We start from the raw sequence: 26,728 nt of genomic DNA, 5'->3' as shown, positions 1-26,728 counted from the left end.
TTGTTTAGCCAGCGACACCTTCAATTAATTACCAGGCGCTTTTGGGGTTTTTTTCTCGGCGCCATTATCGCTTTTGCCGTGGTGGTGCAGATTGGCCGCCAGGCCTTTCCCCTGCTTAACGATTACCGGCACATCATTGCCCAGTCGCTCGGCGCCCAGCTCGGTGTCAAAGTTGAGTTAAAGCAAATCAGCGCCGAGTGGAAAGGGCTTAGACCGCAGGTCATACTCGGTGAGCTGCGCTTTCAAAACCAAGATGGGCAAGAGCTTTTTCAGGTCGACAGGGCCTCGGCCGAACTCAGCTTGTTTGACAGCGCTGTGCAGCGAGGTTTTGCCTGGCGCACCATTGTTTTTGAGCGTTTTAGCACCACCATTGAGCAGCGCAAAGACAACAGCTGGGGCATAAAAGGTTACGACGGTGGTACGGCCAATACCGATAACCCGTTTATTTTTGACGACCCGATGGATATTTTTCTATTTGGGCGGCGGGTTGAAATTCGCTCGGCTATTTTGAATTTTGAATTTTTAAACGGCAAAACCAGCGAACTGGCGATCCCGGTTATCGCACTTGAAAACGACCGCTTTTTCCACCGCATCAGCGCTGATTTTAATCTCGATGCTCAGGAGAGCCTGCACTTTGTTATGGAGGGTTACGGCGACCCTCGCAACAAGGCGCGTTTTTCCGCCAGTGGTTATCTGCGCCTGAATCAAATCCCTGTTGACGATCTTTATGCTGCAGTAAAAAAGGTTGAAAAACAGCTGCCCGAACCCTTTGAAGGTGAAGCGCTGGATTTTGTCGACGATCTTGTTGATGCTGCAAAAATTGATACCGCCGCGGGCGAGGGTATTCCCCGCGATGTCGGTAAGCTCGATTTGGCTCTGTGGTTTAAAGGTTCTCCGAAAGCGGGAATGACCGCGCGCGGCGAGATTTTGTTGTCGGGCCTGCCGCAGGCGATGCAGGAGCAAATCAAACTGCCGGATCGTTTCCAGGCGCAAATTACCGGGGCCTGGAAGCAGGCCTCAGGCTGGTTTTTAAACTTTCAGGATATGAGCCTGGATTGGGCCGGCACGGATGTGCCTCTGGAAACATTTAATTTCTACGGCAATGGAACCGACTTTGGTTTGCGTGTTGAACACATCGACCTGGGTGAGTGGAGCCGTTTATTTTTGCAGGCCAACGAAGGCCGCGATCACGCTCTGGTAAAAACTTTGGCGGCGCTTAAGCTCGATGGCGAGCTCGCTAATATCGACGTCGCCTATGTCGGCAAGGAGCGCGGCTGGTTTGAACTGAAAGCTTGGCTGGATGACGGTTATTCTGCCGCGCTAATGGGCAGCCCTGAATTGAAGGGCATATCGGGTTACGTCGAGTCGAGCCTAACTGATGGTTTTATCGACGCCCAGATCGATGAAGAACTGAGCCTATTTTTACCTAAGGTGTTTGATGAGCCATTTATTTTACCGAGGGTACGGGGACAGCTCGGCTGGCGGGTCGACTTTGACAATAAAAAAGCATTTTTACACAGTGCGCAGCTTTCATCGCTGACGGACGAGCAATATATCAGCGGCTTCTTTTCCATGGTGCTGCCGTTTAATAACAAAGTGGGCGAACCGAGCCTGGACTTGAGTATATATGCCGATCGAGCTCAGGCTCTAAGTTACGCGCCGTATATCCCGCGAGCAGTTAATGACGAGGTGGACGCCTGGCTAAAACAGGCGATACGCGGCGGGGAAGTACGCGATATTCAGGTTTTTTACCACGGCTCAGTAGCGTTGAATCCTGCCCAGCGGCCCCTGTTTCAGCTGGCCGCAACGCTTGACGATGCAAGTTTGAAATTTGATCCGGCCTGGCCTGAGGCGACAGATATTCGCGCGGATATTGCCCTGCACGATGCGCAATTTAACGCGCAAATATTTGATGCTTTGATCAGTGGCAATCGCATTGAACAGGCGACGCTGAGCATAGATAAAAACTCGGCGGGGACGCGCCAGTTGGATGTTGCTGCTTCGAGTCGAGGCAGCTTAAAACAACTCAAACAATTGCTCTTGCTCGGTGGCCTAAAAGAGCAGGTTGAGGGTTTTTTGCCCAGGTGGCAGCTTGATGGCCGGCACAACACGGAGCTGAATTTGAGTTTGCCGTTTCAGCATATGGAGCGGGACCTCGACTACCGAATTAAAAGCCGAATTGACGACGCCAGCCTGCTGTTTAGCGAGCTCAATATTCAGTTGCAGCAGTTAAGTGGGGAGTTGGTCTTTGCCAAAGACAACTTTGTCAAAGCCGACACGCTCAAAGGCAACCTATGGGGCCGCCCGCTGAGCGCTTCATTGTCGACCGACCCATCTCAGAACGAGATGAGCTTGAGTTTTGATGGCGAGGTAAATCTGGAAGCGCTGCGCCTGTGGTCTCAACTGCCGGAGCTGGTGGTTCTGGACAACGACTTTGAGGTACAGGGCCTGCTGCAAGTGCCGCTGAATTCAAACAGCATTTTACCGGGCATGAGCTTGACGATGCTCAGTTTGCTCGAAGCTACGGCCATTCATTTGCCGGCTCCGTTTGATAAAAAAGCGGGTGAGCCCGGTGAATTTGGCCTGACGGTGACTCAGCTGCCAGGCGCTTTGCGCTATGACTATCAGCACAACAAACAGTTTGAGTTGCGCCTGGAAAGTTACGACGCTTATCTCGGTTTGGGGCAGGAGCCTCCCAAGCCAGCCATGCAGTTGGTTATTGGCGAACAGCTGAGCAACGATGCTGAACTGGTAAGTGGGCAGGCCAAGGTGCGCGGCCATATTTCGCAGGCGCGCTACGAAGAGTGGGCGCTGTTGGTGGATGCGGTCTTTGCCGAAGCCGCGCGTTTGCGCGGGCCGGCGTTTGACGATGTCAACGATGTGCCGATGACGATGGATGCGGATTTGCAGTTGGACGTACTGCATTTTGCCGATTTAAGCATTCCGGACTTTAACCTTGCTATTCAGGGTGGTGAGCAGCGCTGGAGTTTCGACGGCGTCAGTGAAATGTTTGCCGGGCGCATTACCCTGCCGCTGAGCGATGAGCCGATGCAGTTGGATATTGATCACCTCCATCTCTACGGTGACGAACAGCACAAGCCGGTGCAGGGCTCGGCGGAAGGCGGCCTGCCTGAGCAGGATGAAGAGTTTGCCGCGTTTGAACTGGACGAGCCGCGAGAAAGTATTTTTAAGGATTTTGACTTGAGCGCGGTCGATGCCATGCAGGTTAATGTGCAGAGCCTTAAGTTTTACGGTGAAGACTACGGCCGCTGGCATTTTAGTGTTGAGCCGATCGAGCAGGGCCTGCGCTTTTTTGATATCGAGGCCGAGCTGCGTGAACTGCGTATAGGCCAGACGCACCGGGCAGAGTTTGAGTGGCACAAAGTCGGTGCCCAGCATACAAGTTCACTCAAGGCGCATATCGAAACCGATGATGTCGGCAAAGCTCTGGAAGCTTGGGGGCAAGAGCGCATGCTCGAGAGCCGGCGCGCCTGGTTTGACCTCGATCTGAGCTGGGACGCCGCGCCGGATCTTGCCGTGTTGCCGCTGCTTGAAGGCGATGTGCAACTTGAATTACAGCAAGGCAGCTTTATTCGCGGGGCCGATGCCGGTGAAAACCCGCTGCTGCGCATGATTGCTTTATTTAACTTTGACACCTTTGCCCGGCGCCTGCGCCTGGATTTTTCCGATCTCGCAGCAAAAGGTTTTGCCTACGATACTGTTCGCGGAGACATTCATTTTGACGACGGCATCGCCAGCATGAATCAACCGCTGATGGTCGACAGCAGTTCGTCCAAGATGCAGATGGCCGGGGAGCTCGGTCTGATAGATGAGAGCATGGATACTGAGCTGGTTGTGACCTTGCCGGTTGCCGGCAATGTTGCGGTGGCGACCGCTTTTTTGGCCGGTGTACCCGCAGGTTTGGGGGTTTATATTATCAGCAAGATGTTTAGTGAACAGGTCGATAAAGCTTCAAGCATTAGTTACAGCGTCACAGGAGCTTGGGAAGACCCGAAAATCAAAGTGTTAAAGGTCTTTGATGACTCCGCAGCCCAGCGGCGGGCAAAGGCCAAGCAGCACACTGAGGCGCAGCCCGCCGCCGATTGATGGTCTTTGCGAACTTGTTGGGCGGCGTTTTTATTCGGGCTTTTGTGCAAGTTGTATTTGAATAAACTTAAACAGTTTTCGCGCGCTTGCGGGCGGCTTGTTTTGCTGTTTTTCTTTTGCGGCGTTGCGCATTAGGCTGCGCAGCTGCTGTCTGTCACAGCTTGGAAACTGGGCGACAAAATCGTCAAAAGCGGTGTTTTGCTCGTCGAGCAGTCGATCGCGCCAGCGTTCAACTAAGTGCAGTTGGCGTGTTGCCTGGTGTCGTTCATCGTGTATTTCCTGCAAGCGCGCTTTAAGCGCTTCGCCGTCTTCGCGGCGCATTAACTTGGCGACGTAAGACGCTTGGCGTTTGAGGGCGTTTTTATGGTTGATGCGGCGGTAGTCGTTAATCGCCGCGCGCAGCTCATCATTTAGTGGAAAGCTGTCGAGCAGGGCTTGCGGCAGTTCGGCAATTTCAATACCCAAGGCTCTGAGCTCGTGCATCTCTTCTTTAACTTGGGTTTTGCTCTTGTAGTCGGGATCGTCCCAAAAATCGTATTCTTCGTCAGTCATGGTGCTTACTTAAATTTGCCGTCAGGCGTAAAACAGGGTTGCCAGGCCCAGAAAAGAAAAGAAACCGACAACATCGGTAATGGTGGTCAAAGTGACACCGCCGGCAAGCGCCGGGTCGATATTAAACGATTTTAACATCGACGGCAGGGTTGCGCCGGCGAGCGCGGCGACAAGTAAATTGATGACCATTGCCGCGGCAATCACAACGGTGATAATCGGGTCTTTAAACCAGAGCCCGGCAATGGCGCCCATAATAAGGGCCCAGAGCAGGCCGTTGATTAGGCCAACACCGAGCTCGCGATTAATTAACCACTTTAAGTTATTTGAGCCGATTTGGCCGGTGGCGATGCCGCGAATAACCATGGTCAGCGTTTGAGAGCCGGCGACACCACCCATTGACGCGACAATGGGCATCAGTACGGCCAGGGCGACAACTTTGTCGATAGTACCTTGAAAAAGGTTAATAACGGACGATGCGAGCAGAGCGGTAATCAGGTTGATACCCAGCCACACGGCTCGCCTGGGCGTGCTTTTGCGCACCGGGGCAAAGGTATCTTCATCTTCGTCGAGACCGGCCATGCTCATCAGGCTGTGGTCGGCTTCGTCGCGGATTACGTCAACAATATCGTCAATGGTAATGCGGCCGAGTAGTTTGCCGTCTTCATCGACAACCGGAGCGCTGACCCAGTCGTGGCGTTCAAACAGGGTCGCCACTTCAATATCCGCCATATCGGCGCGGATGGCGTTGGTGTCGGTAACCATGACTTCACGCACGGTGGTGTTGGGGTCGGCGGTCAGCAGCGTCGCCAGCGGCAGCATGCCGAGGTAGTCGTCTTTGCGGTTGACGACGATCAGGGCGTCAGTTGATGGCGGCAGCTCGGTGTGGCGGCGCAGATAACGAAGCACAACGTCGAGGGTAAAGCGCGGCCTGACGGTAATGGTATCTGTGTTGGTCAAGCCGCCTGCGGTATCTTCGGCGTAGGGCAGGACTTTTTCAACGCGCTCTCTGTCCTGGTTGTCCATCGCTTCGAGCACTTCTTGAATGACCTGCTCGGGCAGTTGTTGCAGGATATCGACAAGGTCGTCCGTTTCAAGACCTTCGGTAAGCTCGGCGATATCTTCGGCTTCGATGTCGCTGAGATAGTCGAGGCGAATGTCTTCAGGCAGTTCTTCGAGTACTTCACCGAGGGTATTTTTATCGACCAGGTCCCAGATCAGGGTGCGCGAGGCCGGCGGTGCTGATTCGAGCAGGCGCGCGATTTCGACCGGGCGCAGGCCGTTAATCATCTGGCGCAACTGCCACATGGTGCCTTGGCCGAGTAAGTGCTGAACCCGGCCGAGATGGGCCTGAACGTGATTATTTGGCTCTTCGGCTGCCTGCATGTAGTTATTCGTCTTCGTCAAAGCGATTGTTGATTAGCTCACACAGACCTTTCATAGCTTTGTCTTCATCGTTGCCGTCGGTGCGCAGAACAATCTCAGTGCCTTTGGATGCGGCTAATAACATCAGCGACATAATGCTTTTTCCGTCTATGCTCTTTCCGGCCACTTCCACTTCGATGCTGGCCGCATACTGTTTGGCGACATTGGCAAATTTTGTAGCCGCGCGCGCGTGCAAGCCGAGCTTGTTAACGATGGTGATTTGCTGCTGTTTCATCCCGTATCCTTAGGGCTTTTTTAGTTCGAGCTGACGGTGACGCGTCTGTACATTCTTGTAGCTAGCTCGCAATTTGTCGGCGATATGCTCAGCGAGGTAAACGCTGCGGTGCATGCCGCCGGTGCAGCCAATAGCGATATTCAGGTAGCTGCGGTTGTTGTTCTCAAAACTTGGTATCCATTTTTTGGCAAAGGATTCGATATCGTCTGCCATCGCCTGTACTTCGTGTTCAGAGCGTAAAAATTCAATCACCTGCGGCTCGAGTCCGCTGTGTGATCTGAGTTCGGGGCGCCAGTAAGGGTTGGGCAGGCAGCGCACATCAAATAAGAAATCCGAATCGACCGGAATGCCAAATTTAAAGCCAAACGAAGTCAGGCTAATGGCAATGCCGCTACTGTCTGAGCCGATGAGCTGGCGCTTCACAGCACTGCGCAGCTCGTGCAGGTTTAGGCCGCTGGTATCGATGGTGACATCGGCGAGCGCGGCGATTGGCGCAAGTATTAAGTCTTCCTCGCTAATGGCTTCCCTGAGGCCGGTATCGTTGTCACTGAGCGGATGCTTGCGCCGGGTTTCACTGAAGCGTCGCAGCAGTACTTCTTTGCTGGTGTCCAAATAGAGGATTTTGATGTGGTCGCAGCTGCGTTCGAGCTCTTCGGCCAAGCTTGGCAGGGCACTGAGGTCGCCGTCGATATTGCGAGAATCTATACCGATTGCCAGGCGTATGCTATCGGCATTCGCACGGGCGCGCACCTGTTCAAGCAGTGCCGGTATCAGGCTGACCGGCAGGTTGTCTATGCAGGTATAACCTTCGTCTTCCAGCAGGTGGAGTGCCGTGGTTTTGCCCGAACCCGAGCGTCCAGAAATAACCAGTATCTGCATAAGTCCCGACTCATTGTTCAGTGGCTGCGAGATAGAGCGCTGCGCTGTTGTTAGCACTGCGCAAAGCTTCAACATAGTTTTCAGTCTGCAGTGCAGAAGCAAGTACGGCCAGGCGCTCTAAGTGGTTCTCTTCGCTGTTTTGCGGCGCCACCATCGCGATAATGATGTCGACAGGCGCTTGGTCGACCGCGTCAAAGTCGATGCCCTCGTCGAGCGTCATAATGGCGAGCATAACGTCGTCGGTGTCGAAGCGGCAGTGGGGAATGGCGATGCCTTCACCAATGCCGGTCGAACCGAGCTTTTCTCTGGCGACAAACTGGCTAAACAGCGCGCTGGCGTCGAGCTTGTAGTGCTCGGCCAGTCGCTGCGCCAGCGTGTCGAGCACGCGCTTTTTACTGCTAGCTTGCGTTTTGGCAAGGCATAGCTCTTCACTTAGTACTGAATTAATCCACATAGCTAAAGTGTGGCACCTTTATTTGTCAGATTAATTGCTTGCGCTCATTCGACGGCGGAATGCCGAGCGATTCGCGGTATTTGGCAATGGTGCGGCGGGCAACTTTAATACCCTGTTCTTCGAGCAAGCCCGTCATTTTTGAATCACTTAAGGGCTTGCGTGGGTTCTCGGCGGCGACCAGTTTTTTAATAATGGCGCGAATTGCTGTCGAGGAACACTCGCCACCGCTTTCCGTGGCGACGTGGCTGGAGAAAAAGTATTTTAACTCAAAGATGCCCTGCGGCGTGTGCATATATTTTTGTGTTGTAACTCGCGAGATGGTGCTCTCGTGCATGCCGACGATTTCAGCGACATCGTGCAGAACCATGGGCTTCATGGCTTCGGGGCCAAAGTCGAGAAAACCCTGCTGTTTTTCAACTATGCAGGTTGCGACTTTAAGCAGAGTTTCATTGCGACTTTGCAGGCTTTTTAAAAACCAGCGCGCCTCTTGCAAGTTGTCGCGAATAAAGGTGTTGTCAGCGCTGCTGTCGGCGCGTTTGACCATGGCCGCATAATCGGCGTTGATGCGGATTTTGGGGGCAATGTCGGGGTTGAGGCTGACGGTCCAGCGCTGCCCTTCTTTTTTGACAAAGACATCCGGTACTACGTACTCGGTTGACGATGAGTCGATAATGTCGCCCGGGCGTGGGTTGAGGCCGTGAATCAGCGCGATTACTTCCTGCAGCTCTTTTTCTTTAATTTTCAGCTTGCGCATCAGGGTTTTGAAGTCGCGGCTGCCGAGTAGCGGCAGGTAATTGCGAATGAGTTCGCAGGCCTTGTCAAAGGCCGGGCCGCTGAGGCCGAGAGCTTTTAGCTGTATTAACAGGCACTCACTGACGTCGCGGGCGGCAACGCCGGCTGGGTCAAACTGCTGCACGCGATGCAAAACGGCGATCACTTCGTATTCTTCGAGCTCTTCGAGTTCGCGGTTGAGGCCTTCGCTGATGTCATCGAGGCTCTGCGCGAGCATGCCGCTGGGCCCGACGGCGTCGATAATCGCTTCGGCAATGCGCAAATCGCGCTCGCTCATCGGTGTCAGGTTGAGTTGCCAAAGCAGGTGGTCACTGAGGCTTTCGGTGCTGCCTCGGCGGCTGTCGAAATCGTAGTCTTCCTGGTCATTGCGGGCCAGGCCGGTATTGCTGAACGAGTTGGCCTGAAAGACGTCGTCCCAGCTGGTATCGACGGCGAGATCGCTGGGAATATCTTCACTCCAGTCGCCTTCGGCAAGTTCACTGGTCGCTTCGCCGTCCGCACTGCTTTCGTCGTTTGAGCTCGGGCTCTCGCTACTGTTTTCACTCTGCGGTTGGTTTTTGTCGCTGCTGTTATCACTGCTTTCGCTTGCAGTGCTGTCTTCCTGCTCGTTGACTTCGAGCAAGGGGTTGCTCTCGAGTGCTTCCTGAATTTCGGCTTGCAGGTCGAGCGTAGAAAGTTGCAGCAGGCGTATGGCCTGTTGCAATTGCGGGGTCATGGTCAGCTGGTGACCAATTTTTAACTGTAGAGACTGCTTCATATGCGCTTAAATCTTGCGGTGCGACAAGCCAAAATCTGTCGCGAAGATCGCTGTGTATCAGCGCTAAGTTTAGTCTCACGCCCGCTTCAGAGCAATGATTTTGCTCGATTTCGAAAGCAATCTTTATGCCGTATGCTCTTGATTTCTTTGTGGGGATGAACTAGGGCACAGCAAGATTCAAGCGCGGGCTTAGAGTGTGAAGTGCTGCCCCAAATAGACTTCCCGTACTTTTTTGTTCTCCAGTACGGTTGTCGCATCGCCCTGAGCAAGAATTTGACCCTCGCTGACGATGTAGGCGTTTTCGCAGATATCCAAGGTTTCACGCACATTGTGATCGGTAATCAGGACGCCGATATTCTTGGCTTTGAGCTGCAAAATAATATCTTTGATATCACTGACGGAGATTGGATCGACGCCGGCGAAGGGCTCATCGAGCAGCACAAACTGAGGTTCGCTGGCCAGCGCGCGCGCGATTTCAACGCGGCGGCGTTCGCCACCACTTAAGGCCATGCCCATGCTGTCTTTGATATGGGTGATGTGGAACTCTTCGAGCAGGCTCTGAAGTTTCTCTGTGCGCTGCTGCTTATTCAGGTCGCTGCGGGTTTCTAAAATGGCGTTGATATTGTCGGTTACGCTTAGTTTGCGAAACACGGAGGCCTCTTGCGGCAAGTAGCCGAGCCCGGCGTGAGCGCGCTTGTGCATCGGCAGGCGAGTAATTTCACGGCCGTCTATAAACACCTGGCCTTTATCGGGCTTGACGATACCTGCGATCATATAAAAACAAGTGGTTTTACCGGCGCCGTTAGGGCCGAGTAAGCCGACGACCTGGCCGGCCTCGACTTGCATGCTGACGTCGACAATGACACTGCGGCCCTTGTAACTTTTGGCCAGGTGTTGTGCTTCTAATATTGCCATCTTAGGGAGTTTGTTGTTCTGTCGTTGTGGGCTCGGAGCTTGTCGTATCGCTAGTTTCTGTTGCGGCCTGGCCGCTGTCGCTGTCGTCGGTTTTGAGCACCTTCGGTGGAATCACCATTTTTACACGCTTTTTATCGCTTGAGCCTTCGCGCAGGCTGCCGGCTTTGACGACGGAGTTTATCACGTCGTATTCGATTCGGTTGCCGCTTAGGCTTGAGCCCTCTTGAGTGAGGTGGGCGTTGCCCTGCAGTAATAGGCTCTTGGTTTGCACGTCGTAGTCGAGTTCATCTGCGCGGGCGATAACTGGTGGAGTGCCGAGAGTCGGTGTTTGCTGGAAGCGAGCGGGCTGGCCGTCGGCCGTTAGTCGTTGAGCGCTGTCCATATTGCCATAGATGACAACTTTGTCGGCTTCGATTTTCATGCTGCCCTGCTGCATAAATACCGAGCCCTCATAGGTCAGTGTGCCCTGGGTCTCATCGTACACCAGCGTTTCAGCTTCGAGTTGTAAGTCTTGTTCGGCGTCGTCTGGCAGGGCGAGCACGTGGGTACAAACGCTGCAAAAAACAAGAGCGGCGAGGCTGGCGCGAATCATGGTGTCAGGGTCTCGGGTTTGTGCACGCCTTTGACTTTACTTAAGAGCGTGATGCGTCGGGTGTTCAAATCGGCTTGCATGCCGATGGCGCTCATATGGCCGAGCGAGCTGTTTATTGTAACAGGCTCTTCGGTGTAGGCCAGCTTTTGCTCCGGCTCAAGCGTGAGTACTTCGGTTAACATTTCGGACACTGCGCCTTGCTGGTCGGTATTTATTAAGCGCACATCCGTGTTTAAGGTGATGATCCGGTTGTGATCGACAAGCGCTTGCTCGGCGGTGACTCGCCACGGGGTTTTGTCGTCAAGAAAATCAATTTCTGGTTTGCTTGCCGTGCTGTAGCTCTGCTCTTCGAGTTCGCTGGGGCGAAAGTGGCTGAGTTTTTTTGCTTTAAAGATATAACTCAGGCTGCCGTCCTCATTAAAGTATTGAGTTTCGGTATCGCGCGCAACGGCGTAGGCGACGGTGCTCTGTTCGCTTTCGAGCTCGACTTGGCCGAGTATGCTCTGCGGGCTGTCGCTAAACAGCAGCAGTGCGCCGACGGCGATGAGTACCGCTGCCGCGTAAAACGAGAACTTATAAACTGACATAGGGCGCCAGCGCTTGTTGGTAAGTTCCCTGAGCGAGCATCAGCATGTCGCAGGCATCGCGCACCGCACCTTCACCGCCTTTGCGCTCGCTGATCCAGTCGGCGAGCTCTTTGACCTGCCAGTGACCATTGGCGACACCCAGGGCCAGGCCAACCTTACTCATCACACACAGATCGGGCCAGTCGTCGCCCATGTGGGCGATGTTTTCGAGTTCACACGGGTACTTGGCGAGAATTTCTTGCAGTGCAACAAATTTGTCTTCGCGGCCCTGGATCAGCAATTCGATGCCGAGTTCTTTAGCTCTGCGTTCGACAATGGCGCTTTTGCGGCCGGTAATAATTGCCAGCTCGACGCCACTTTTTTTCAATTGTTTTAAGCCCTGGCCGTCGAGGGTGTTGAAGCTTTTAGTTTCTAGGCCGTTGTTGTCAAAATAAATCTTGCCGTCGCTGAGTACGCCGTCAACATCGAGGACCAGCAGTTTAATCTTGCGGGCTTTTTCCAGCAGCTCGGGTCTAGTTAATACGGTTCTGGGCATGGCTTGGGCTCTTAATAAATTCCTGCGCGAAGCAGGTCGTGCATGTGAACAAGGCCAACGGGTTTGCCTGCATCATCGGCAACAACCAGGGCAGTTATTTTATGGTTTTCCATAATGTGCAGCGCTTCGGCTGCAAGCAGGTCCTGGCCGACGGTAAGCGGTTTGCTTGTCATGACCTCGCTAATTTCAGCAGTATTTAAATCGATGTCGCTGCGGGCAATGGCGCGGCGCAGGTCGCCGTCGGTAAAGATGCCGAGCAGTTTGTCGCTGCCATCGAGTACCATGGTCATGCCAAAACCTTTGCCGGTCATTTCACTTAAGGCCGTGCTCAATAAACTGCTGGCGTCGACGCTGGGCAGGTCGGCGCCGCTGTGCATCAGGTCGCGACAGCGCAGTAATAATTTGCGTCCAAGCGCGCCGCCCGGGTGGGAAAATGCAAAGTCTTCTGCGCTGAAGCCCCTTGCCTTGAGCAGGGCAACAGCGAGTGCATCGCCCATGACTAAGGTGACAGTGGTGCTCGATGTCGGCGCCAGATTGTGTGGGCAGGCCTCTTCGGCGACACTGACGTCGAGATTGACGTCGGCAAACTCGGCCAGCGGGCTAGCTGGTTTGCCGCTCATGCTGATAAAGGCGACGCCGAGGCGTTTGAACATTGGGATCAAGGTGACCAGCTCGTTGGTGGAGCCGGAATTGCTGATCGCGATAATAACGTCGTCGCGCGTGATCATGCCAAAGTCGCCGTGACTGGCTTCGCCGGGGTGGACAAAAAATGCCGGTGTGCCGGTGCTGGCTAAGGTCGCAGCGATTTTATTGGCAATATGCCCGCTTTTGCCCATGCCCGTAACAATGACGCGCCCGCGACAATCGAGCAACAACTTGCACGCGCTGGCAAATTTTTGGTCGATGCGCGGCAGCAGGGCGGCGACCGCCTGACTTTCAATTTCAACCGCAGTGCGGCCACTTTCGATCAATGACTCATTTGTCATGGTGATTACACGGCATCCTGGTAAAGCTGGTAGCAATAAAGCCCGTAGCTTAGCAGCAGCAGGCCGCCGGCAATACGGCCAAAGCCGGGCTTATTGTTTTTACTCAAGAACGCAAACGCGATAATGACACTTAAAAATAAGGTCAGGCCCGCCATGGCGAGGTAGTCGCGCTTAAAAACTTCTGGGTCATAGGCCAGGGGCTGGATAATACCGGGGATAGACATCACCGCGAGCAGGTTAAAAATATTGGAGCCGATAATATTGCCGAGCGCAATATCGTGGTGACCGCGCAGCGCGCTGACCGCCGATGCCGCTAGCTCGGGCAGGCTGGTGCCGATGGCGAGTACGGTCAAGCCAATAATCAGCGGGTTGACCTCAAAAAACTCGGCAGTAGTTTGCGCTCCCCAGACGAGGGTTTTGGCGCTGATGATTAACAGGATCAGGCCACCGCCAAAGCTAAGGCTGGCAGCGATGGTCGACATGGCCTCAACACCTTCTTCTTCGCGGGCTTTTTCGCTGTCACCGAGATCGCGCTGCTTGGTCCAGATCATATAGGCCATTGCCGGTAGCAGTGACAGCAGCAGTATCCAGCCTTCGCTGCGATCGAGTTCAGCGTCTCGCAGGAACCAGCCGGCCATTGCGGTGATAATAAGCAGCACTGGCAGTTCGTCTTTGAGTATGTGTTTTTGCACAGGAATGCGGGCGATTAGTGCGGTAACGGCGAGTACAAGGCCAATATTGGCGATGTTCGAGCCGATGGCATTACCGATGGCAATATCTCCTGAGCCGTCGAGCGAGGCGCTCAGCGAAACCAGAATTTCTGGTGCGGATGTGCCGAACGAGACAATAGTCAGCCCGATCAGCATTGGCGTTAGGCCAAAATTAAGTGCAAAAGCTGCGGCGCCAGCGACAAAACGGTCCGCCGACCAAATCAAACCAACAAAACCGGCAAGAATAGCAGCGGCGGCGAACATTATAAGGGGGATGCTGTCGAACAAGCTGGCTCTCTCGTTATCGGAATTGAAATTGGCCGCCATATTAGCGATGAGCTTTGAATTTGTCAGCTTGCGTTCAGCAAACTTGCCCCAATATTGGCATTATTCCACGCAGCCTTGGGTTACAATGTTGCATCAATTTGGGGCGATGACGCAGCTTTCGTCCGCACAGCCACTAAGGAGGGCGCATGCGCCGTTTATTTACTTCCCTGATTTCTGTTGTACTTGTGTTCTCAGCAAGCGTTTTTGCGAGTGAAGAAAATGTCGAAGCGAAAGCTGAGCCCGGCCCGTCTGAGGTTGTTCAAAGCGTGACCAGCAGTTTGCTGGCAGCTGCGCGCGACAACACTGATTTGTTACGAACTGATCCGGAAGCGTATTTTGCCAAAATCCGTTCGCTGCTCGAACCTTCTGTAGATTTTGAAAGCATTGCCAAAAATGTGATGGGTAAAAAGTACTGGCTGTCGGCGAGCGAAGCCCAGCGCAGCACGTTTGTTGAGACCTTTACTCGCAGTTTGGTAGAGACTTACGGCAAAGGCATGGCTAATTTTGCCGATTTAGATATCAAGGTTGAAAGTGACCGCCCCTCTGAGCGCTCCCAGTCTACCCACTACGTGGTGCAGTCGGTCAGCGGTGACGGTGGGCCGGTTAAAATCGCCTATACCATGGGGCACACCGACAAAGGCTGGCGGCTGCGCAATGTCACCTTAGACGGTGTCAACCTTGGTAAAACCTTTCGCTCACAGTTTGATCAGGCTGTGAAAGACGCCAATAATGACCTCGATGTAGCGATTGCTTCGTGGGGTCAAGAGGCTAAATAAGCAAAATGCATGATAAACGGGGCCGTTTTTATTAGAATGCCCGCCTTTGAGGGACTCTGCCGGGTTCCACACAAAAAATCACAAAAGGCCCCGTATGCAAGTTGAAGAAATCAAGGCGCTGGTTGAAGCGTCTGTTCCCGAAAGCATCGTCGAAGTTCAAGTCGACGGTAGCCACATCGCGTTAAATGTTGTCAGCCCCGCCTTTGAGGGCCTCAATACGCTGAAGAAACAGCAGCTTGTTTACGCCGGCCTGCAAGAGGCTATCTCCAGCGGAGCCATTCACGCGGTGCAGATGAAAACCTACACCCCTGAGCAATGGCAGGCGCACAACGCTTAGGGCCCTCATGGATAAGTTACTGATTACTGGCGGCGCTCGCCTAAGTGGCGAGATCCGCGTTTCTGGCTCCAAAAACGCGGCGTTGCCGATATTAGCTGCGACCTTACTCGGCACAAGCCCGGTGCGACTGAGCAACCTGCCTCATCTAAACGATGTGACAACGATGATCTCTCTACTGCGCTGCATGGGTGTTGGTGTGACCATAGACGAGAGGATGTGTGTCGAAATTGATGCCTCGTCGATCACTGAATACGAAGCGCCTTACGAATTGGTGAAAACCATGCGCGCTTCGATTCTTGTGCTTGGGCCGCTGTTAGCTCGCTTTGGCCGCGCTGATGTCAGCTTTCCCGGCGGCTGCGCAATTGGCAGCCGGCCTGTGGATATCCACTTGCGTGGCCTCGAAGCCATGGGCGCCACTATTGAGATTGACGGCGGTTATATCCGTGCTCGAGCGCCAGAGGGCGGTTTGCGCGGTGCCCATTTTTTGATGGATAAAGTCACTGTTGGCGGCACTGAAAACCTACTGATGGCCGCCGTTCTGGCGAACGGCACAACGGTGCTCGACAATGCGGCGAAAGAACCGGAGATTGTCGACCTGGCCAACTGTTTGGTGGCCATGGGCGCCAAGATCAAAGGCATAGGCAGCGACAGGTTGGAAGTCGACGGTGTCGCCGAGCTCAACGGCTGTAGTTGGTCGGTGATGCCCGATCGCATCGAGGCCGGTACCTATCTTGTTGCGGCGGCGGCTACATGTGGCAGCATCAAACTCAAAGATACCGATGCCGACAGTATGGAGGCGGTGTTGATCAAGTTGCGCGAGGCCGGCGCGGATATTGAGCTTGGCGACGACTGGATCTCGCTCAATATGCACGGTAAGCGACCGCGTGCAGTGAGCCTGCGCACGGCGCCCCACCCGGCATTTCCGACAGATATGCAAAGCCAGTTTATGGCGATGAACGCTGTCGCCGAAGGCATTTCTCAAATTACGGAAACAATATTTGAGAACCGTTTGATTCAGGTGCACGAGCTCAACCGTATGGGTGCCAATATTGCACTTGAAGGCAATACCGCCTTGGTGACCGGTGTGGAAAAACTTAAAGCTGCGCCGGTGATGGCCAGTGATTTACGCGCTTCGGCGAGCCTGGTCATCGCCGGCTTGCTGGCTGAAGGCGAAACGTTGGTTGATCGCATCTATCACATTGATCGCGGTTACGAATGTATTGAAGAAAAAATGCAACAGCTTGGCGCCAAAATACGGCGAGTGCCAGGCTAACAGAGAATTAGATTATGTCCGCTCTGACCATTGCCCTGACTAAGGGGCGTATCCTTAAAGAAACTCTGCCGCTGTTGGCTGCCGCGGGCATCGAACCGCTTGAAGATATCAGTAAAAGTCGCAAATTGACCTTTGAGACAAGCTCGCCCGATGTGCGCCTGTTGATTTTACGCGGCAGCGATGTACCGACCTACGTCGAGTTTGGTGCGGCCGATATCGGTGTGGCCGGCAAAGATACACTGTTGGAACACGGCGGCAAGGGGTTTTACGAGCCGCTGGATTTACAGATCAGTCGCTGTCGTTTAATGACTGCCGCGATGGTTGGGCAGGCGCCTAAAGTTGGGCGAATGAAGGTTGCGACCAAATACGTGAATTTGGCCAAGCAATACTACGCCGAAAAGGGGCAGCAGGTTGATATTATTAAGCTCTACGGAGCGATGGAGTTGGCGCCGCTGATGGATCTTGCCGACGAGATCGTCGACATTGTCGATACCGGTAATACCCTGGTTGCCAACGGCCTTGAGCCGCGCGAAGAGATTGCCCAGATTAGTTCGCGGCTAATTGTCAACAAGGCTTCGTTAAAAATGAAGCACCAGCAAATTGAAGCGTTTATTGATGCGATTGCCGGTGTTGTACGCGATCGTGAGCAGCAAAAAGAAAACGTCTGATTAAGACAAACTATAGGTGATGTAGTGGCGGCGCTGATAAAAAAGATGTCAACCCGAGAGGCGGGTTTTGATGAGCAGCTCGATAGCTTGTTGGCCTGGGAGGAGGCGCAGGAAGAGGGCGTGCTCGACATTGTAAAACAGGTTATCAAAGACGTGCGCACGCGCGGTGACGAGGCTTTGCTTGAGTATACAAACCGTTTTGATAGGCGCGAGCTGAGCGATGCGAGTGAGCTGGTGCTCGGGCAGGAGGCGATTGATGCCGCCGCTGCAAGAGTGCCGGCTGAACAGTTGCGGGCACTGGAGCAGGCCGCTGAACGCGTTCGCAGCTACCACCAACATCAAGTTAGCCAAAGTTGGAGCTACACCGAGGCCGACGGCACGGTGCTCGGCCAGAAAGTGACGCCACTCGATCGTGTTGGTCTTTATGTGCCCGGCGGTAAAGCCGCGTACCCGTCGTCGGTCATTATGGCCGCCATTCCGGCAAAAGTAGCTGGTGTCCCTGAAGTGGTTATGGTTAGCCCGACGCCCGATGGCGAAGTCAACGATATCGTGCTCGCCGCAGCTAAAGTCGCAGGCGTAGACAAGGTGATCTGTGTCGGCGGTGCGCAAGCTGTCGCCGCGTTGGCCTACGGTACCGAGACGGTGGCTAAGGTAGACAAAATTGTCGGGCCCGGAAATATCTATGTAGCCACGGCCAAGCGCGAAGTTTTCGGTGTGGTTGACATCGATATGATCGCCGGGCCGTCAGAAATCTTAGTGGTTTGCGACGGCCTGACCGACCCCGATTGGATCGCCATGGATTTGTTCTCTCAGGCGGAGCACGATGAATTAGCTCAGGCGATTCTGGTCAGCCCAGATGCGGCATTTATTGATGCGGTTGAAAAGAGCATTAAAGCCCTGTTGCCGAGCTTGGCGCGCGCTGAGGTTGCGGCGCAAAGCTTGAGAGATCGCGGCGCACTGATTCTGACTCAGAGCATGGACGAAGCGATGACTTTGGTCAATCGCATTGCCCCTGAGCATCTCGAGTTAAGTGTCGATGAGCCGGAGCGCTACCTCGACCAGATTCGTCACGCGGGCGCCATATTTATGGGGCGTCACAGCTCTGAGTCGCTCGGTGATTATTGTGCGGGCCCCAATCATGTACTGCCGACTTCCGGAACCGCGCGCTTTTCGTCACCGCTCGGTGTCTACGACTACGTCAAACGCTCGTCATTGATTTACTGCTCGGAGCAGGGGGCATCGAGCCTCGGCAAGATCGCATCGGTGTTGGCGCGTTCGGAGTCGCTCGAGGCGCACGCGCGTTCAGCGGAATATCGAATTAAGCAAGATTAGGGCAGCGGGCAGTTTTTTTAGGTTTGTTTTAACGCAGGCCTGGCTCTCAGTGTTTTTACGCGCCGGCCCTTATCGTGTCGGCGCGGTGCCAAGTAAAACCTCTAGCTGCATGCGTTTGTTTGCGCGAGCTAAATCCAGTTGGATAACGTCGTTGGGCCGCAGATCTGCAAATTCGCCGATGGCGTCTTCCATGCTGTTAACGGCGTGGCCATTGATGGCGACAACAACGTCTCCGGGGATAACGCCGGCAATATCCGCCGGGCCGCCCTGATAAGTGTCGGTGATTAACACGCCGTCATCGACACTTAGATTAAGCGCTTTGATAATTCTCGGTGTCACATTTAACGCACTCACACCAATCCAGCCCCTAACAACACGGCCGTGCTCAACAATGTCGTTGAGCGCTTTGACTGCGCGGTCGGCGGGGATGGCAAAACCGATACCGCTGGCGTCGCCGAGCGAGGTGTGGCGCAGATCGCCGATATTGATGCCGAGCAGACGGCCGTATACGTCGACCAGTGCCCCGCCGCTGTTACCGGGGTTGATGGCGGCATCGGTTTGCAAATAATTTTCAAAGCGCGCGATGTTTAAGCCGTTGCGCCGCGTCGCGCTGATAATACCTTGGGTGACCGTTTGGCCAACTCCAAAGGGGTTGCCGATGGCAAGCGCGATATCGCCGACACGAACATTTTCAGCTTGGCCGAGCTCTATCGCCTGGAGTTGATCGAGTTCTATCTTGAGGATGGCGACGTCATCTTCTTCGCTGACGCCGATAATTTCAGGGATGGCTTCTCTGCCGTCTTGCAGAGCGACGCGAATTTCTCTTGCCCACTCAATAACGTGCAGCGCAGTAACGATATAACCATCGCCCGAGACAATAACGCCAGAGCCTGTGCTGGGAGTGACCTGGCTTTTTTCGGGCCCGACAAAGCGCCCGGTGACAGGGTTATAGCGCCCCTGATTAGCCGGGCTGCTGCGCAGGGTGTAGATGTTGACCACCGAGGCCGAGGCTTTGTCGACGGCGTCGGCGTAGCTGCTGACTGCCGGGCTGCCTTCATCGCCGCTGAAGTATTGGGGGTAGAGCAGCGATAGCAGAGCGGCGATCACAAGGCCGGCCAGAGCCGGGCCGCGAGCGAAACGGTAGAAACTGGTTAATAGGTGCACGCGCGGGCTTAAGCGCTGTGCTTGTTATCGTTGGGGCTGTGCTGCTCTATGCTGTCATCGAGCCCAAATTCTTCGCTGAGCGTACCGGTTTGCCCTGGCGCCTTGGGGGCCCAGTCGCGCGGCGCTTGAACCTGTTGTTCATCGAGGCTCTCCTGGGCTTCTAGGCCCAGCTTTTGGTCGCCGGCGGCAATCATGCTTTGAGTGATTTCGGCATTGGTTAATTGCAGCGCGCCTGAGGCCAGGTGGTCGTGCACATTTTTGTAGCTTTGCGTTAAGTTGTTGACCAGTTGCGCAGTTTCGGCAAAGTGCTGGGCGACATCTTTTTGGTATTGATCCAGCTCTTTGCGGCTGTTGCTAAGGCTTTCCTCTAGTGCTTTTTGTTGTTCGGGTGGGAACATGCTGCGACTAATAAAAGCGCCCAGTAAACCGCCGATGCAAAACACAATGGCGCTGATCATAATCAAGACTTCTAAAGAAAACACACTTTGCCTCCATCGGCTTGCTACAGGGTGGTACGAATCATTCTGCTACTTATAGTTCTATGATACATAAAATCCCACGCTTTATATGAATGCGGCTGGAAAATTTGTTAAATTGCGCCGCCTTGCCCTTCGGCCAACGTATTCAGTGTCAACGAGATACACCCATGTCTAATCCCAGTCCGCTCGAGCGCTATCGCCACGATATCGAGTATCAAGGTTTTCAAGAAGACGCGGCTCAAGCTGCAGCTGTGAGTTTGTTGGACAAACTTTATCTGGATTTGCTCGCGCAAAATGAGGCCAGGGTTAAGACGTGGTTTTCGTGGTTTCGCAAACAGGACACACAACCGCTGCGCGGGCTGTATTTCTGGGGCGGGGTTGGTCGCGGTAAGACCTATCTGATGGATCTTTTTTACGACGCTCTGCCGTTTGAGAAAAAGCTGCGCACGCACTTTCACCGTTTTATGCGCAGTGTGCACAGTGAGCTTAAACAATTAAAAGATGCCAGTGATCCGCTGGAAATTGTCGCAGAGAAATTTGCCAAGCGTTATCGTGTGATCTGTTTTGACGAGTTTTTTGTTGTTGATATCACCGACGCGATGATTTTGGCAAACTTGCTCGATGCTTTATTTCGGCGCGGTGTTTGCCTGGTTGCGACATCCAATATTGTTCCCAGTGGTTTGTATAAAGACGGTTTGCAACGCGCGCGCTTTTTGCCGGCGATTGATTTGCTAGAGCGACACACCAAGGTGGTGAATGTCGACGGCGGTACTGACTACCGCTTGCGTGCCCTAAAGCAAAGTGAGCTTTATTACACGCCGCTGAGTGCTGACGCTGATAAAGCGCTCGATCGCTGTTTTCACGCTCTGGTGCCTGCCGACGAGCATGTGCACAAAGATGCGGAGATAGAGGTTGAAGGGCGCCTGATTCAAGTGCGTCTGGAGGGGGATGGTGTGGCCTGGTTTGATTTTTATGCCCTGTGTGATGGCCCGCGCTCCCAGAATGACTATATCGAACTTGCCCGTGAATACCACACGGTGCTCTTAAGCCAAGTGCCGTGTTTTGGTGAAAAGAACGACGATCAGGCCCGCCGTTTTATCTATCTTGTTGATGAGTTCTACGACCGCAATGTGAAGCTCATTATCAGTGCCGAAAAGCCCTTTCTTGAGCTTTACACGCAAGGCCGCCTCAGCTTTGAGTTCGAACGCACCCAAAGCCGCCTGCAGGAAATGCAAAGCGAAGAGTATCTCGCTTCAGCGCACAAAGGGTAGGTCTAGGTAGTGAGCGAGAACCAGAACAAGCCTTTCTAGACTCGCCGTAAACCCTTGCGTGGGGGGCTCAGCCGCGCCATCCTTGGCGCAGATGGCCTAAAAGGCTTGTTCTGGTCCTCGTTTGTGCCTGCTTCAGGCATCTCTATTTTCAGCGCTGTGACTTTAAGAGGGCAATATTGAGCAATTGAATTTCAAGTGCTCTGTGGCACTGAATTGCCGACTCGAAATAAGCTATACATTTGGGCTCTTAAAAACTGCTTGAAAACTAACCATCAAGTCAGTAGAATCCGCGCTCCTTTAATTGGGGCCCGATTTGGGCGCCGTTAACTTGTTTGTTATAAAAAGTACCACTCGTAGGGCAACATAACATGAAGACCATCAGTGCCAACCCTCAGACAGTCAAGCGCGACTGGTACGTAGTTGATGCCTCCGGCAAGACATTGGGTCGTCTTGCTGCGGAAATCGCACATCGACTGCGTGGAAAACACAAGCCAGAATTTACTCCTCACGTTGACTGTGGCGACTACATCGTCGTTACCAACTGTGAAAAAGTTGCTGTAACTGGTAACAAAGCAAAAGACAAAAAGTACTATCGTCACACCGGTTACATCGGCGGTATTAAAGAAATTAGCTTCGAAAAGCTGATCGATAAAGCGCCTGAACGTGCTCTGCAGTTTGCTGTTAAAGGTATGCTGCCGCGTGGTCCTCTCGGCCGTGCCATGTTCAAAAAACTCAAAGTCTACGCCGGCGACCAGCACCCACACAGTGCTCAACAGCCACAAGAACTGAATATCTAAGGGGCGCTTAACCATGGCAGCAGAATCATATTACGGAACAGGTCGACGCAAGACCTCAACTGCTCGTGTTTTTATCACTAAAGGCACTGGCGCCATCGTTGTAAACGGCAAGAGCCTCGACGACTACTTCGGTCGTGAAGTTGCTCGTATGATCGTTCGTCAGCCACTTGAAGCTACTGATAACGTTGAAGCTTTTGACGTTAAAGTAACTGTTAAAGGTGGTGGTAGCTTCGGTCAGGCCGGTGCTATTCGTCACGGTCTGACCCGTGCCCTTATGGCTTACGACGAAGCGCTTCGTCCTACGCTTCGCGAAGCTGGTTACGTTACCCGCGATAGCCGTGAGGTTGAGCGTAAGAAAGTTGGCCTGCGTAAAGCACGTAAGAAACCACAGTTCAGCAAGCGTTAATCGCTCTGCTCGAATGCAAAAGCCGGCTATATGCCGGCTTTTTTTTGCCTGGAATTTGCTCTGTGCTCTACTAATTGTTAATGGCTTTGCCTCTTGCTTTTGATTTGCCTCAATTTTTGTCATTATTTGCCTTTTGTTTGTGAGCGCTTGCTATCAATAAGGTGCTTATTTTTTCTGGGTTTTGTCGCATTTCTTGAGTTGAAAGCCGAAGTTCTATAAGATAGCGGCCAATTTTGGGGGGCTGCGCCCTAATAAAAGTGAATAGGCAGTCTCATTGAGCCGCACTCGTGGCCTCGGTCGACTATTGTGGCGGGGCGAGAAGCTGAGCTAACAAGAACAATTTTAGAGAAAACAGGGGAGATCTACCTCGTGAGCAATGATGGTGTAAATAACAGCCGTCGCAGAGTCTTGACTGCGATGACCTCGGCTGTTGGCGCTGTTGGCGTTGTTGGCGCCGCGGTGCCTTTTGTCGGGTCCTGGAACCCAAGCGCCAAGGCAAAAGCTGCCGGTGCGCCAGTTGAGGTCAATATTAGCAAGCTGGCTCCAGGAGAAATGGTAACCATTGAATGGCGAGGCAAGCCGGTTTACGTTGTGCGCCGCACTGCCGAAGCGCTGGCAAGCCTGGATGAGATTGAAACTCGCTTGCGAGACCCGGGTTCAGAAAAGTCTGTACAACCGGATTACGCAAAGAATGAGTACCGTTCTATTAAAAAAGAGTTTCTGGTTCTGCTTGGCCTGTGTACTCATCTCGGTTGTGCACCAACGTACCGCCCTGAAGTGGGTGCGGAAGATCTCGGTGGTGCCGAATGGCTCGGCGGTTTTTTCTGTCGTTGCCACGGTTCTAAGTTTGACCTCGCCGGTCGTGTTTTGCAGGGCGTCCCTGCACCGATCAATCTCGAGGTTCCCCCTTATAAATATGTGAGCGACGACGTGCTCATCATCGGTCTGGATCAGGAGGCTTAATCAATGACTGCTTGGCTTACCGGACTTTGGAACTGGGTTGATGAGCGCCTGCCCGTGCAGCGCGCCTGGGACACTCACATGGGCAAGTACTACGCGCCCAAAAACTTTAACTTTTGGTACTTCTTTGGCGTATTGTCCATTTTGGTACTGGTAAACCAGCTGCTGACCGGCATCTGGCTGACTATGCACTACGCGCCAACGGCCGAAGGTGCTTTTGCTTCCGTTGAGTACATCATGCGTGATGTTCCTTACGGCTGGATTATTCGCTACCTGCACTCTACCGGTGCTTCTGCGTTCTTCATCGTTGTTTACCTGCACATGTTCCGCGGCCTGATGTACGGTTCTTACCGCGCGCCTCGCGAGCTGGTGTGGATTTTCGGCATGTTTATCTACCTGATCCTGATGGCTGAAGCCTTCCTGGGTTACGTGCTGCCGTGGGGCCAGATGAGCTACTGGGGCGCACAGGTAATTGTGAATCTCGCCGGTGCTATTCCCTGGGTGGGTGAAGCTCTGGTTGAGTGGGTTCGCGGTGACTACCTTATCTCTGAGGCAACCCTGAACCGTTTCTTTGCATTGCACGTTGTTGCGCTGCCTATTGCTCTGCTTGGCCTGGTTGTACTGCACATCCTCGCTTTACACGAAGTGGGTTCTAACAACCCAGACGGTATCGAAATTAAGAAGAACAAAGACGAAAACGGCATTCCTGTAGACGGCGTTCCTTTCCACCCGTACTACACCGTTCACGATCTTGTTGGTGTCACTGTATTCCTGTTTGTATTCCTCGGCATTGTCTTCTTTGCTCCGGAAATGAACGGCCTGTTCCTCGAGCACGCCAACTTTGAAGCGGCAAATAACCTGAAGACGCCTGAGCACATTGCCCCGGTATGGTACTTCACGCCGTTTTACGCAATTTTGCGTGCAGTAACCATCGATCTCGGCTGGATATTCACTTCCAAGCTGCTCGGTTTGATTGCGATGGGCGCAGCGATTGTTGTGCTGTTTTTCCTGCCGTGGCTCGATAAGAGCAAAGCTAAGTCGGTGCGCTACAAGGGTTGGCTGCCTAAGGTTATGCTAATTTTGTTTGCCTCGACTTTTGTTATCCTCGGCAAGTTGGGTCTCGATAGCCCGTCGAACGACAAAACTCTATTGAGCCAGATCACCACCGTGTTTTATTTTGTGTTTTTCTTCACCATGCCTGTTTGGACCAGTGCAGGTAAGAAAACCACCTTCGGTATCGGTATGTCTGTGATCCTGGGCTTGGTCATTTTGTACATGACCCTACTCTCCGGTTTGGGCGTACGCGGGGCAATGGCCGGCGGTGAATCTGTGAATATTCTGCTGACGATCTACGGCCTTGCTTTGGGTGTTATAACCGTGGCTCTACCGTGGTTGGCTGAGCGCGATGCTGAAAAAGAAGTGCCCGCGCGTTTGCAGAAAAAAGGTTTAAGCAAAATAGTTGTGTGGGGCGGTTTTATCGCTTTCCTCTTGCTTGCAATTGTTCCATTGAAGGCGGTCGCCGCTGGCGGCGGTGGCTGTGGCAGTATTCCGTGTGATCACTTTGAGGCTGATTTAAAAGATAAAGAGAGCCTACAGCGCGGTGCCAAGTACTTCGTAAACTATTGTATGGGCTGTCACAGCGCTGATTTCAGCCGTTACGAGCGTGTTGCCGACGACCTTGGCATTCCTCACAAGACGATGCTCGATAACTTGGTGTTCAGCGATCAGAAAATCGGTGAGTTGATGGAAATTTCCATGGCTCCCGACGAGAGTAAAAAATGGTTTGGTGCGACGCCCCCAGATTTAACCCTGGTGGCGCGCGCGCGCTCGTCCGGCTGGCTCTACACGTTCTTGCGTAATTTCTACGCAGATGACAGCCGCCCTACCGGGGTGAACAACAAGGTGTTTGCCAATGTTGGTATGCCTCATGTGCTGATGGAGCTGCAGGGTTTGCCGCGCTGTGCACCCGGGCCTCATCGTGACAGTCACGGCAAGGTTGAGCGCGACGCGCTCGGAGAGCCGGTACTGGTTGAATGTGGCTCACTTGCAGTCAGCGATGTCAAAGGCTCAATGGATGCCGAGCAGTTCGATGGCGCTGTTTATGACCTGGTGAACTTCCTTACTTATTTAGCCGAGCCTGCGGGCATGCATCGCGAGCGCATCGGTTTGTTTATTTTCCTGTTCCTGGCGGTATTGCTCGTGTTTGTGGTTCTGTTGAACCGCGAGTATTGGAAGGATATTCACTAAGTAATGTTTTGTGTTAAACCCGGCTGTGGCCGGGTTTTGTTAGATTTTATAATTGAGGTTAAATAATGGCAGTTGTAACTAAACGCTCATCCATGACCTATTTTTCGGATGATAGCGATCACTACAGCCACCGAGTGCGTATCGTGCTTGCGGAGAAAGGTGTCACCGCCGATATTGTTGAGGTTGACCCGCTGAATCTGCCTGAAGAAGTGCAGGAAGCTAACCCTTATGGTTCGCTGCCGGTATTACTTGACCGGGAGCTGACGCTATATGAAACGCACGTAATGATGGAGTACCTCGACGAGCGCTTTCCTCATCCGCCGCTGCTGCCCGTTTATCCTGTTGCGCGCGCTGAAAGTCGCCAGTTTATGTACCGCATTGAAAATGACTGGGCGCCACTGGTGAAAAGCTTGAGCAATGGTAAAAGCAAAGAAGCGATCGCTGCGGCAGCCAAAGAGTTAAAAGATAGCCTGACGACAATTGCGCCTATTTTTGCTGAAAAACCATTCTTTATGAGCGAGGAGTTTTCCCTGGTTGACTGCTGCTTGGCTCCGATCTTGTGGCGCCTAGAGGCATTTGGCATCAAAATTAGCCGAACTCGCCAAACCGCAGCGCTGATTGATTATATGGATAGGCTGTTTGAGCGAGAGTCCTTTAAAGAGAGCCTGAGTGAGTCTGAGCTAGAAATGCGCCCAGGCTATTACAGCAAGGTGTAAGGATAGGCCATGAGCAATTCCATGACTTCAAGCAAGCCCTACATGCTTCGTGCGCTTTACGAGTGGATAGTAGACAACGATTGCACGCCGCATATTGTTGTCGACGCTCATAGAGAGGGGGTCATGGTGCCTCAGCAATATGTTAATAAAAATGGCGAAATTGTACTGAATATCGCCCCGGGAGCCGTTCAGCACCTAAGTTTGGAAAACGATGCCTGCTCATTCAGTGCGCGTTTTTCGGGGGTTTCCCACGATATTTTTGTGCCGAGCTCGGCGCTACTCGGCATTTACGCTCGTGAAAATGGCCGCGGCATGATGTTTGATGCCGAGGTTGAGCCCGAGCCCGAACCGCCGAAGCCGGCCAAACCTGTGCCGTCACCTGCAAAAAAGCCTGGCTTGCGCTTGGTAAAATAGCTGTCTTCCCGGCGCCAGATCGGTGGCGCCTTATATTT

Annotated in this window: 27 protein-coding genes; 13 read left to right on the top strand and 14 right to left on the bottom strand. The window is 53.3% G+C overall.

Annotated features, from left to right (window positions below; translation table 11 throughout):
* Positions 1 to 4,107, top strand: a complete 4,107-nt coding sequence (locus CFK45_RS04620) for a YhdP family phospholipid transporter (protein WP_096085262.1) — start codon at positions 1 to 3, stop codon at positions 4,105 to 4,107.
* A gap of 30 nt (positions 4,108 to 4,137) precedes the next feature.
* On the opposite strand, the gene yjgA is transcribed toward CFK45_RS04620, so the two are convergent.
* The 12 genes from yjgA to CFK45_RS04560 all read right to left on the bottom strand — a co-directional run bounded on the left by yjgA (position 4,138) and on the right by CFK45_RS04560 (position 13,787).
* The gene (gene yjgA / locus CFK45_RS04615; RefSeq protein ID WP_096085261.1) at positions 4,138 to 4,659 is read right to left on the bottom strand and encodes a ribosome biogenesis factor YjgA; all 522 of its coding nucleotides are present in this window, start codon (positions 4,657 to 4,659) and stop codon (positions 4,138 to 4,140) included.
* A gap of 21 nt (positions 4,660 to 4,680) precedes the next feature.
* Positions 4,681 to 6,042 (bottom strand): magnesium transporter, encoded by a 1,362-nt coding sequence (mgtE, locus tag CFK45_RS04610; protein WP_096085260.1) that lies wholly within the window; start codon positions 6,040 to 6,042, stop codon positions 4,681 to 4,683.
* A 4-nt stretch (positions 6,043 to 6,046) separates the two neighbouring features.
* On the bottom strand, positions 6,047 to 6,316 hold the full coding sequence (locus tag CFK45_RS04605; RefSeq protein ID WP_096085259.1) for an HPr family phosphocarrier protein: 270 nt from the start codon (positions 6,314 to 6,316) through the stop codon (positions 6,047 to 6,049).
* 9 nt (positions 6,317 to 6,325) lie between these two features.
* Positions 6,326 to 7,195, bottom strand: a complete 870-nt coding sequence (gene rapZ / locus CFK45_RS04600; RefSeq protein ID WP_096085258.1) for an RNase adapter RapZ — start codon at positions 7,193 to 7,195, stop codon at positions 6,326 to 6,328.
* A gap of 10 nt (positions 7,196 to 7,205) precedes the next feature.
* Positions 7,206 to 7,649 carry a PTS sugar transporter subunit IIA gene (locus CFK45_RS04595; protein WP_096085257.1) on the bottom strand — a complete coding sequence of 148 codons (444 nt, stop codon included), beginning with the start codon at positions 7,647 to 7,649 and terminating at the stop codon, positions 7,206 to 7,208.
* 25 nt (positions 7,650 to 7,674) lie between these two features.
* Positions 7,675 to 9,198, bottom strand: a complete 1,524-nt coding sequence (locus CFK45_RS04590; RefSeq protein WP_096085256.1) for an RNA polymerase factor sigma-54 — start codon at positions 9,196 to 9,198, stop codon at positions 7,675 to 7,677.
* A 189-nt stretch (positions 9,199 to 9,387) separates the two neighbouring features.
* Positions 9,388 to 10,113 carry an LPS export ABC transporter ATP-binding protein gene (lptB, locus tag CFK45_RS04585; protein WP_096085255.1) on the bottom strand — a complete coding sequence of 242 codons (726 nt, stop codon included), beginning with the start codon at positions 10,111 to 10,113 and terminating at the stop codon, positions 9,388 to 9,390.
* Between the two features lies 1 nt (position 10,114).
* On the bottom strand, positions 10,115 to 10,705 hold the full coding sequence (gene lptA, locus CFK45_RS04580; RefSeq protein ID WP_096085254.1) for a lipopolysaccharide transport periplasmic protein LptA: 591 nt from the start codon (positions 10,703 to 10,705) through the stop codon (positions 10,115 to 10,117).
* The gene (gene lptC / locus CFK45_RS04575; RefSeq protein WP_096085253.1) at positions 10,702 to 11,292 is read right to left on the bottom strand and encodes an LPS export ABC transporter periplasmic protein LptC; all 591 of its coding nucleotides are present in this window, start codon (positions 11,290 to 11,292) and stop codon (positions 10,702 to 10,704) included. Before lptC ends, lptA begins: the two co-directional genes overlap by 4 nt.
* Complete coding sequence (locus CFK45_RS04570; RefSeq protein WP_096085252.1) at positions 11,279 to 11,827, bottom strand: KdsC family phosphatase; 549 nt, start codon at positions 11,825 to 11,827, stop codon at positions 11,279 to 11,281. Before CFK45_RS04570 ends, lptC begins: the two co-directional genes overlap by 14 nt.
* Positions 11,828 to 11,838: 11 nt before the next feature.
* Positions 11,839 to 12,813, bottom strand: a complete 975-nt coding sequence (locus CFK45_RS04565) for a KpsF/GutQ family sugar-phosphate isomerase (protein WP_096085251.1) — start codon at positions 12,811 to 12,813, stop codon at positions 11,839 to 11,841.
* 5 nt (positions 12,814 to 12,818) lie between these two features.
* Positions 12,819 to 13,787 carry a calcium/sodium antiporter gene (locus CFK45_RS04560; RefSeq protein WP_239923556.1) on the bottom strand — a complete coding sequence of 323 codons (969 nt, stop codon included), beginning with the start codon at positions 13,785 to 13,787 and terminating at the stop codon, positions 12,819 to 12,821.
* 209 nt (positions 13,788 to 13,996) lie between these two features.
* Here CFK45_RS04560 and CFK45_RS04555 point away from each other — a divergent pair, with 209 nt between their 5' ends.
* From CFK45_RS04555 to hisD, 5 genes are all read left to right on the top strand, one after another.
* Entirely contained in the window at positions 13,997 to 14,626 is a 630-nt protein-coding gene (locus CFK45_RS04555; protein WP_096085250.1) for an MlaC/ttg2D family ABC transporter substrate-binding protein, read from the top strand.
* A gap of 94 nt (positions 14,627 to 14,720) precedes the next feature.
* Positions 14,721 to 14,963, top strand: coding sequence for a BolA family protein (locus CFK45_RS04550; RefSeq protein ID WP_096085249.1), 243 nt, complete (start codon positions 14,721 to 14,723; stop codon positions 14,961 to 14,963).
* Positions 14,964 to 14,970: 7 nt separating this feature from the next.
* Complete coding sequence (gene murA, locus CFK45_RS04545) at positions 14,971 to 16,236, top strand: UDP-N-acetylglucosamine 1-carboxyvinyltransferase (RefSeq protein ID WP_096085248.1); 1,266 nt, start codon at positions 14,971 to 14,973, stop codon at positions 16,234 to 16,236.
* Between the two features lie 14 nt (positions 16,237 to 16,250).
* Positions 16,251 to 16,904, top strand: coding sequence for an ATP phosphoribosyltransferase (hisG, locus tag CFK45_RS04540; protein ID WP_096085247.1), 654 nt, complete (start codon positions 16,251 to 16,253; stop codon positions 16,902 to 16,904).
* Positions 16,905 to 16,949: 45 nt separating this feature from the next.
* Positions 16,950 to 18,236: a histidinol dehydrogenase gene (gene hisD, locus CFK45_RS04535; protein WP_096085246.1), complete on the top strand. Its 1,287-nt coding sequence runs from the start codon at positions 16,950 to 16,952 to the stop codon at positions 18,234 to 18,236.
* A gap of 69 nt (positions 18,237 to 18,305) precedes the next feature.
* Here hisD and CFK45_RS04530 read toward each other — a convergent pair whose 3' ends face one another.
* On the bottom strand, positions 18,306 to 19,400 hold the full coding sequence (locus CFK45_RS04530; RefSeq protein WP_096085245.1) for a S1C family serine protease: 1,095 nt from the start codon (positions 19,398 to 19,400) through the stop codon (positions 18,306 to 18,308).
* Between the two features lie 8 nt (positions 19,401 to 19,408).
* On the bottom strand, positions 19,409 to 19,882 hold the full coding sequence (locus CFK45_RS04525) for a Z-ring associated ZapG family protein (protein ID WP_239923555.1): 474 nt from the start codon (positions 19,880 to 19,882) through the stop codon (positions 19,409 to 19,411).
* Positions 19,883 to 20,046: 164 nt separating this feature from the next.
* Here CFK45_RS04525 and zapE point away from each other — a divergent pair, with 164 nt between their 5' ends.
* The 7 genes from zapE (at position 20,047) to CFK45_RS04490 (ending at position 26,690) form a co-directional block, all read left to right on the top strand.
* Positions 20,047 to 21,150, top strand: coding sequence for a cell division protein ZapE (gene zapE / locus CFK45_RS04520; protein WP_096085244.1), 1,104 nt, complete (start codon positions 20,047 to 20,049; stop codon positions 21,148 to 21,150).
* Between the two features lie 368 nt (positions 21,151 to 21,518).
* Positions 21,519 to 21,947 carry a 50S ribosomal protein L13 gene (gene rplM, locus CFK45_RS04515; RefSeq protein WP_096085243.1) on the top strand — a complete coding sequence of 143 codons (429 nt, stop codon included), beginning with the start codon at positions 21,519 to 21,521 and terminating at the stop codon, positions 21,945 to 21,947.
* Positions 21,948 to 21,960: 13 nt separating this feature from the next.
* On the top strand, positions 21,961 to 22,353 hold the full coding sequence (gene rpsI, locus CFK45_RS04510) for a 30S ribosomal protein S9 (RefSeq protein WP_096085242.1): 393 nt from the start codon (positions 21,961 to 21,963) through the stop codon (positions 22,351 to 22,353).
* 369 nt (positions 22,354 to 22,722) lie between these two features.
* Positions 22,723 to 23,316, top strand: coding sequence for a ubiquinol-cytochrome c reductase iron-sulfur subunit (gene petA / locus CFK45_RS04505; RefSeq protein WP_096085497.1), 594 nt, complete (start codon positions 22,723 to 22,725; stop codon positions 23,314 to 23,316).
* Positions 23,317 to 23,319: 3 nt separating this feature from the next.
* Positions 23,320 to 25,560, top strand: a complete 2,241-nt coding sequence (locus CFK45_RS04500) for a ubiquinol-cytochrome c reductase (RefSeq protein WP_096085241.1) — start codon at positions 23,320 to 23,322, stop codon at positions 25,558 to 25,560.
* A gap of 65 nt (positions 25,561 to 25,625) precedes the next feature.
* The gene (locus CFK45_RS04495; RefSeq protein ID WP_096085240.1) at positions 25,626 to 26,276 is read left to right on the top strand and encodes a glutathione S-transferase N-terminal domain-containing protein; all 651 of its coding nucleotides are present in this window, start codon (positions 25,626 to 25,628) and stop codon (positions 26,274 to 26,276) included.
* A 9-nt stretch (positions 26,277 to 26,285) separates the two neighbouring features.
* Positions 26,286 to 26,690: a ClpXP protease specificity-enhancing factor gene (locus CFK45_RS04490; RefSeq protein ID WP_239923553.1), complete on the top strand. Its 405-nt coding sequence runs from the start codon at positions 26,286 to 26,288 to the stop codon at positions 26,688 to 26,690.
* Positions 26,691 to 26,728: the final 38 nt, after the last annotated feature.

This window comes from Agaribacterium haliotis (genome assembly GCF_002312815.1).
GTDB lineage: Bacteria > Pseudomonadota > Gammaproteobacteria > Pseudomonadales > Cellvibrionaceae > Agaribacterium > Agaribacterium haliotis.
This window is presented reverse-complemented; position numbering and strand designations above follow the sequence as displayed.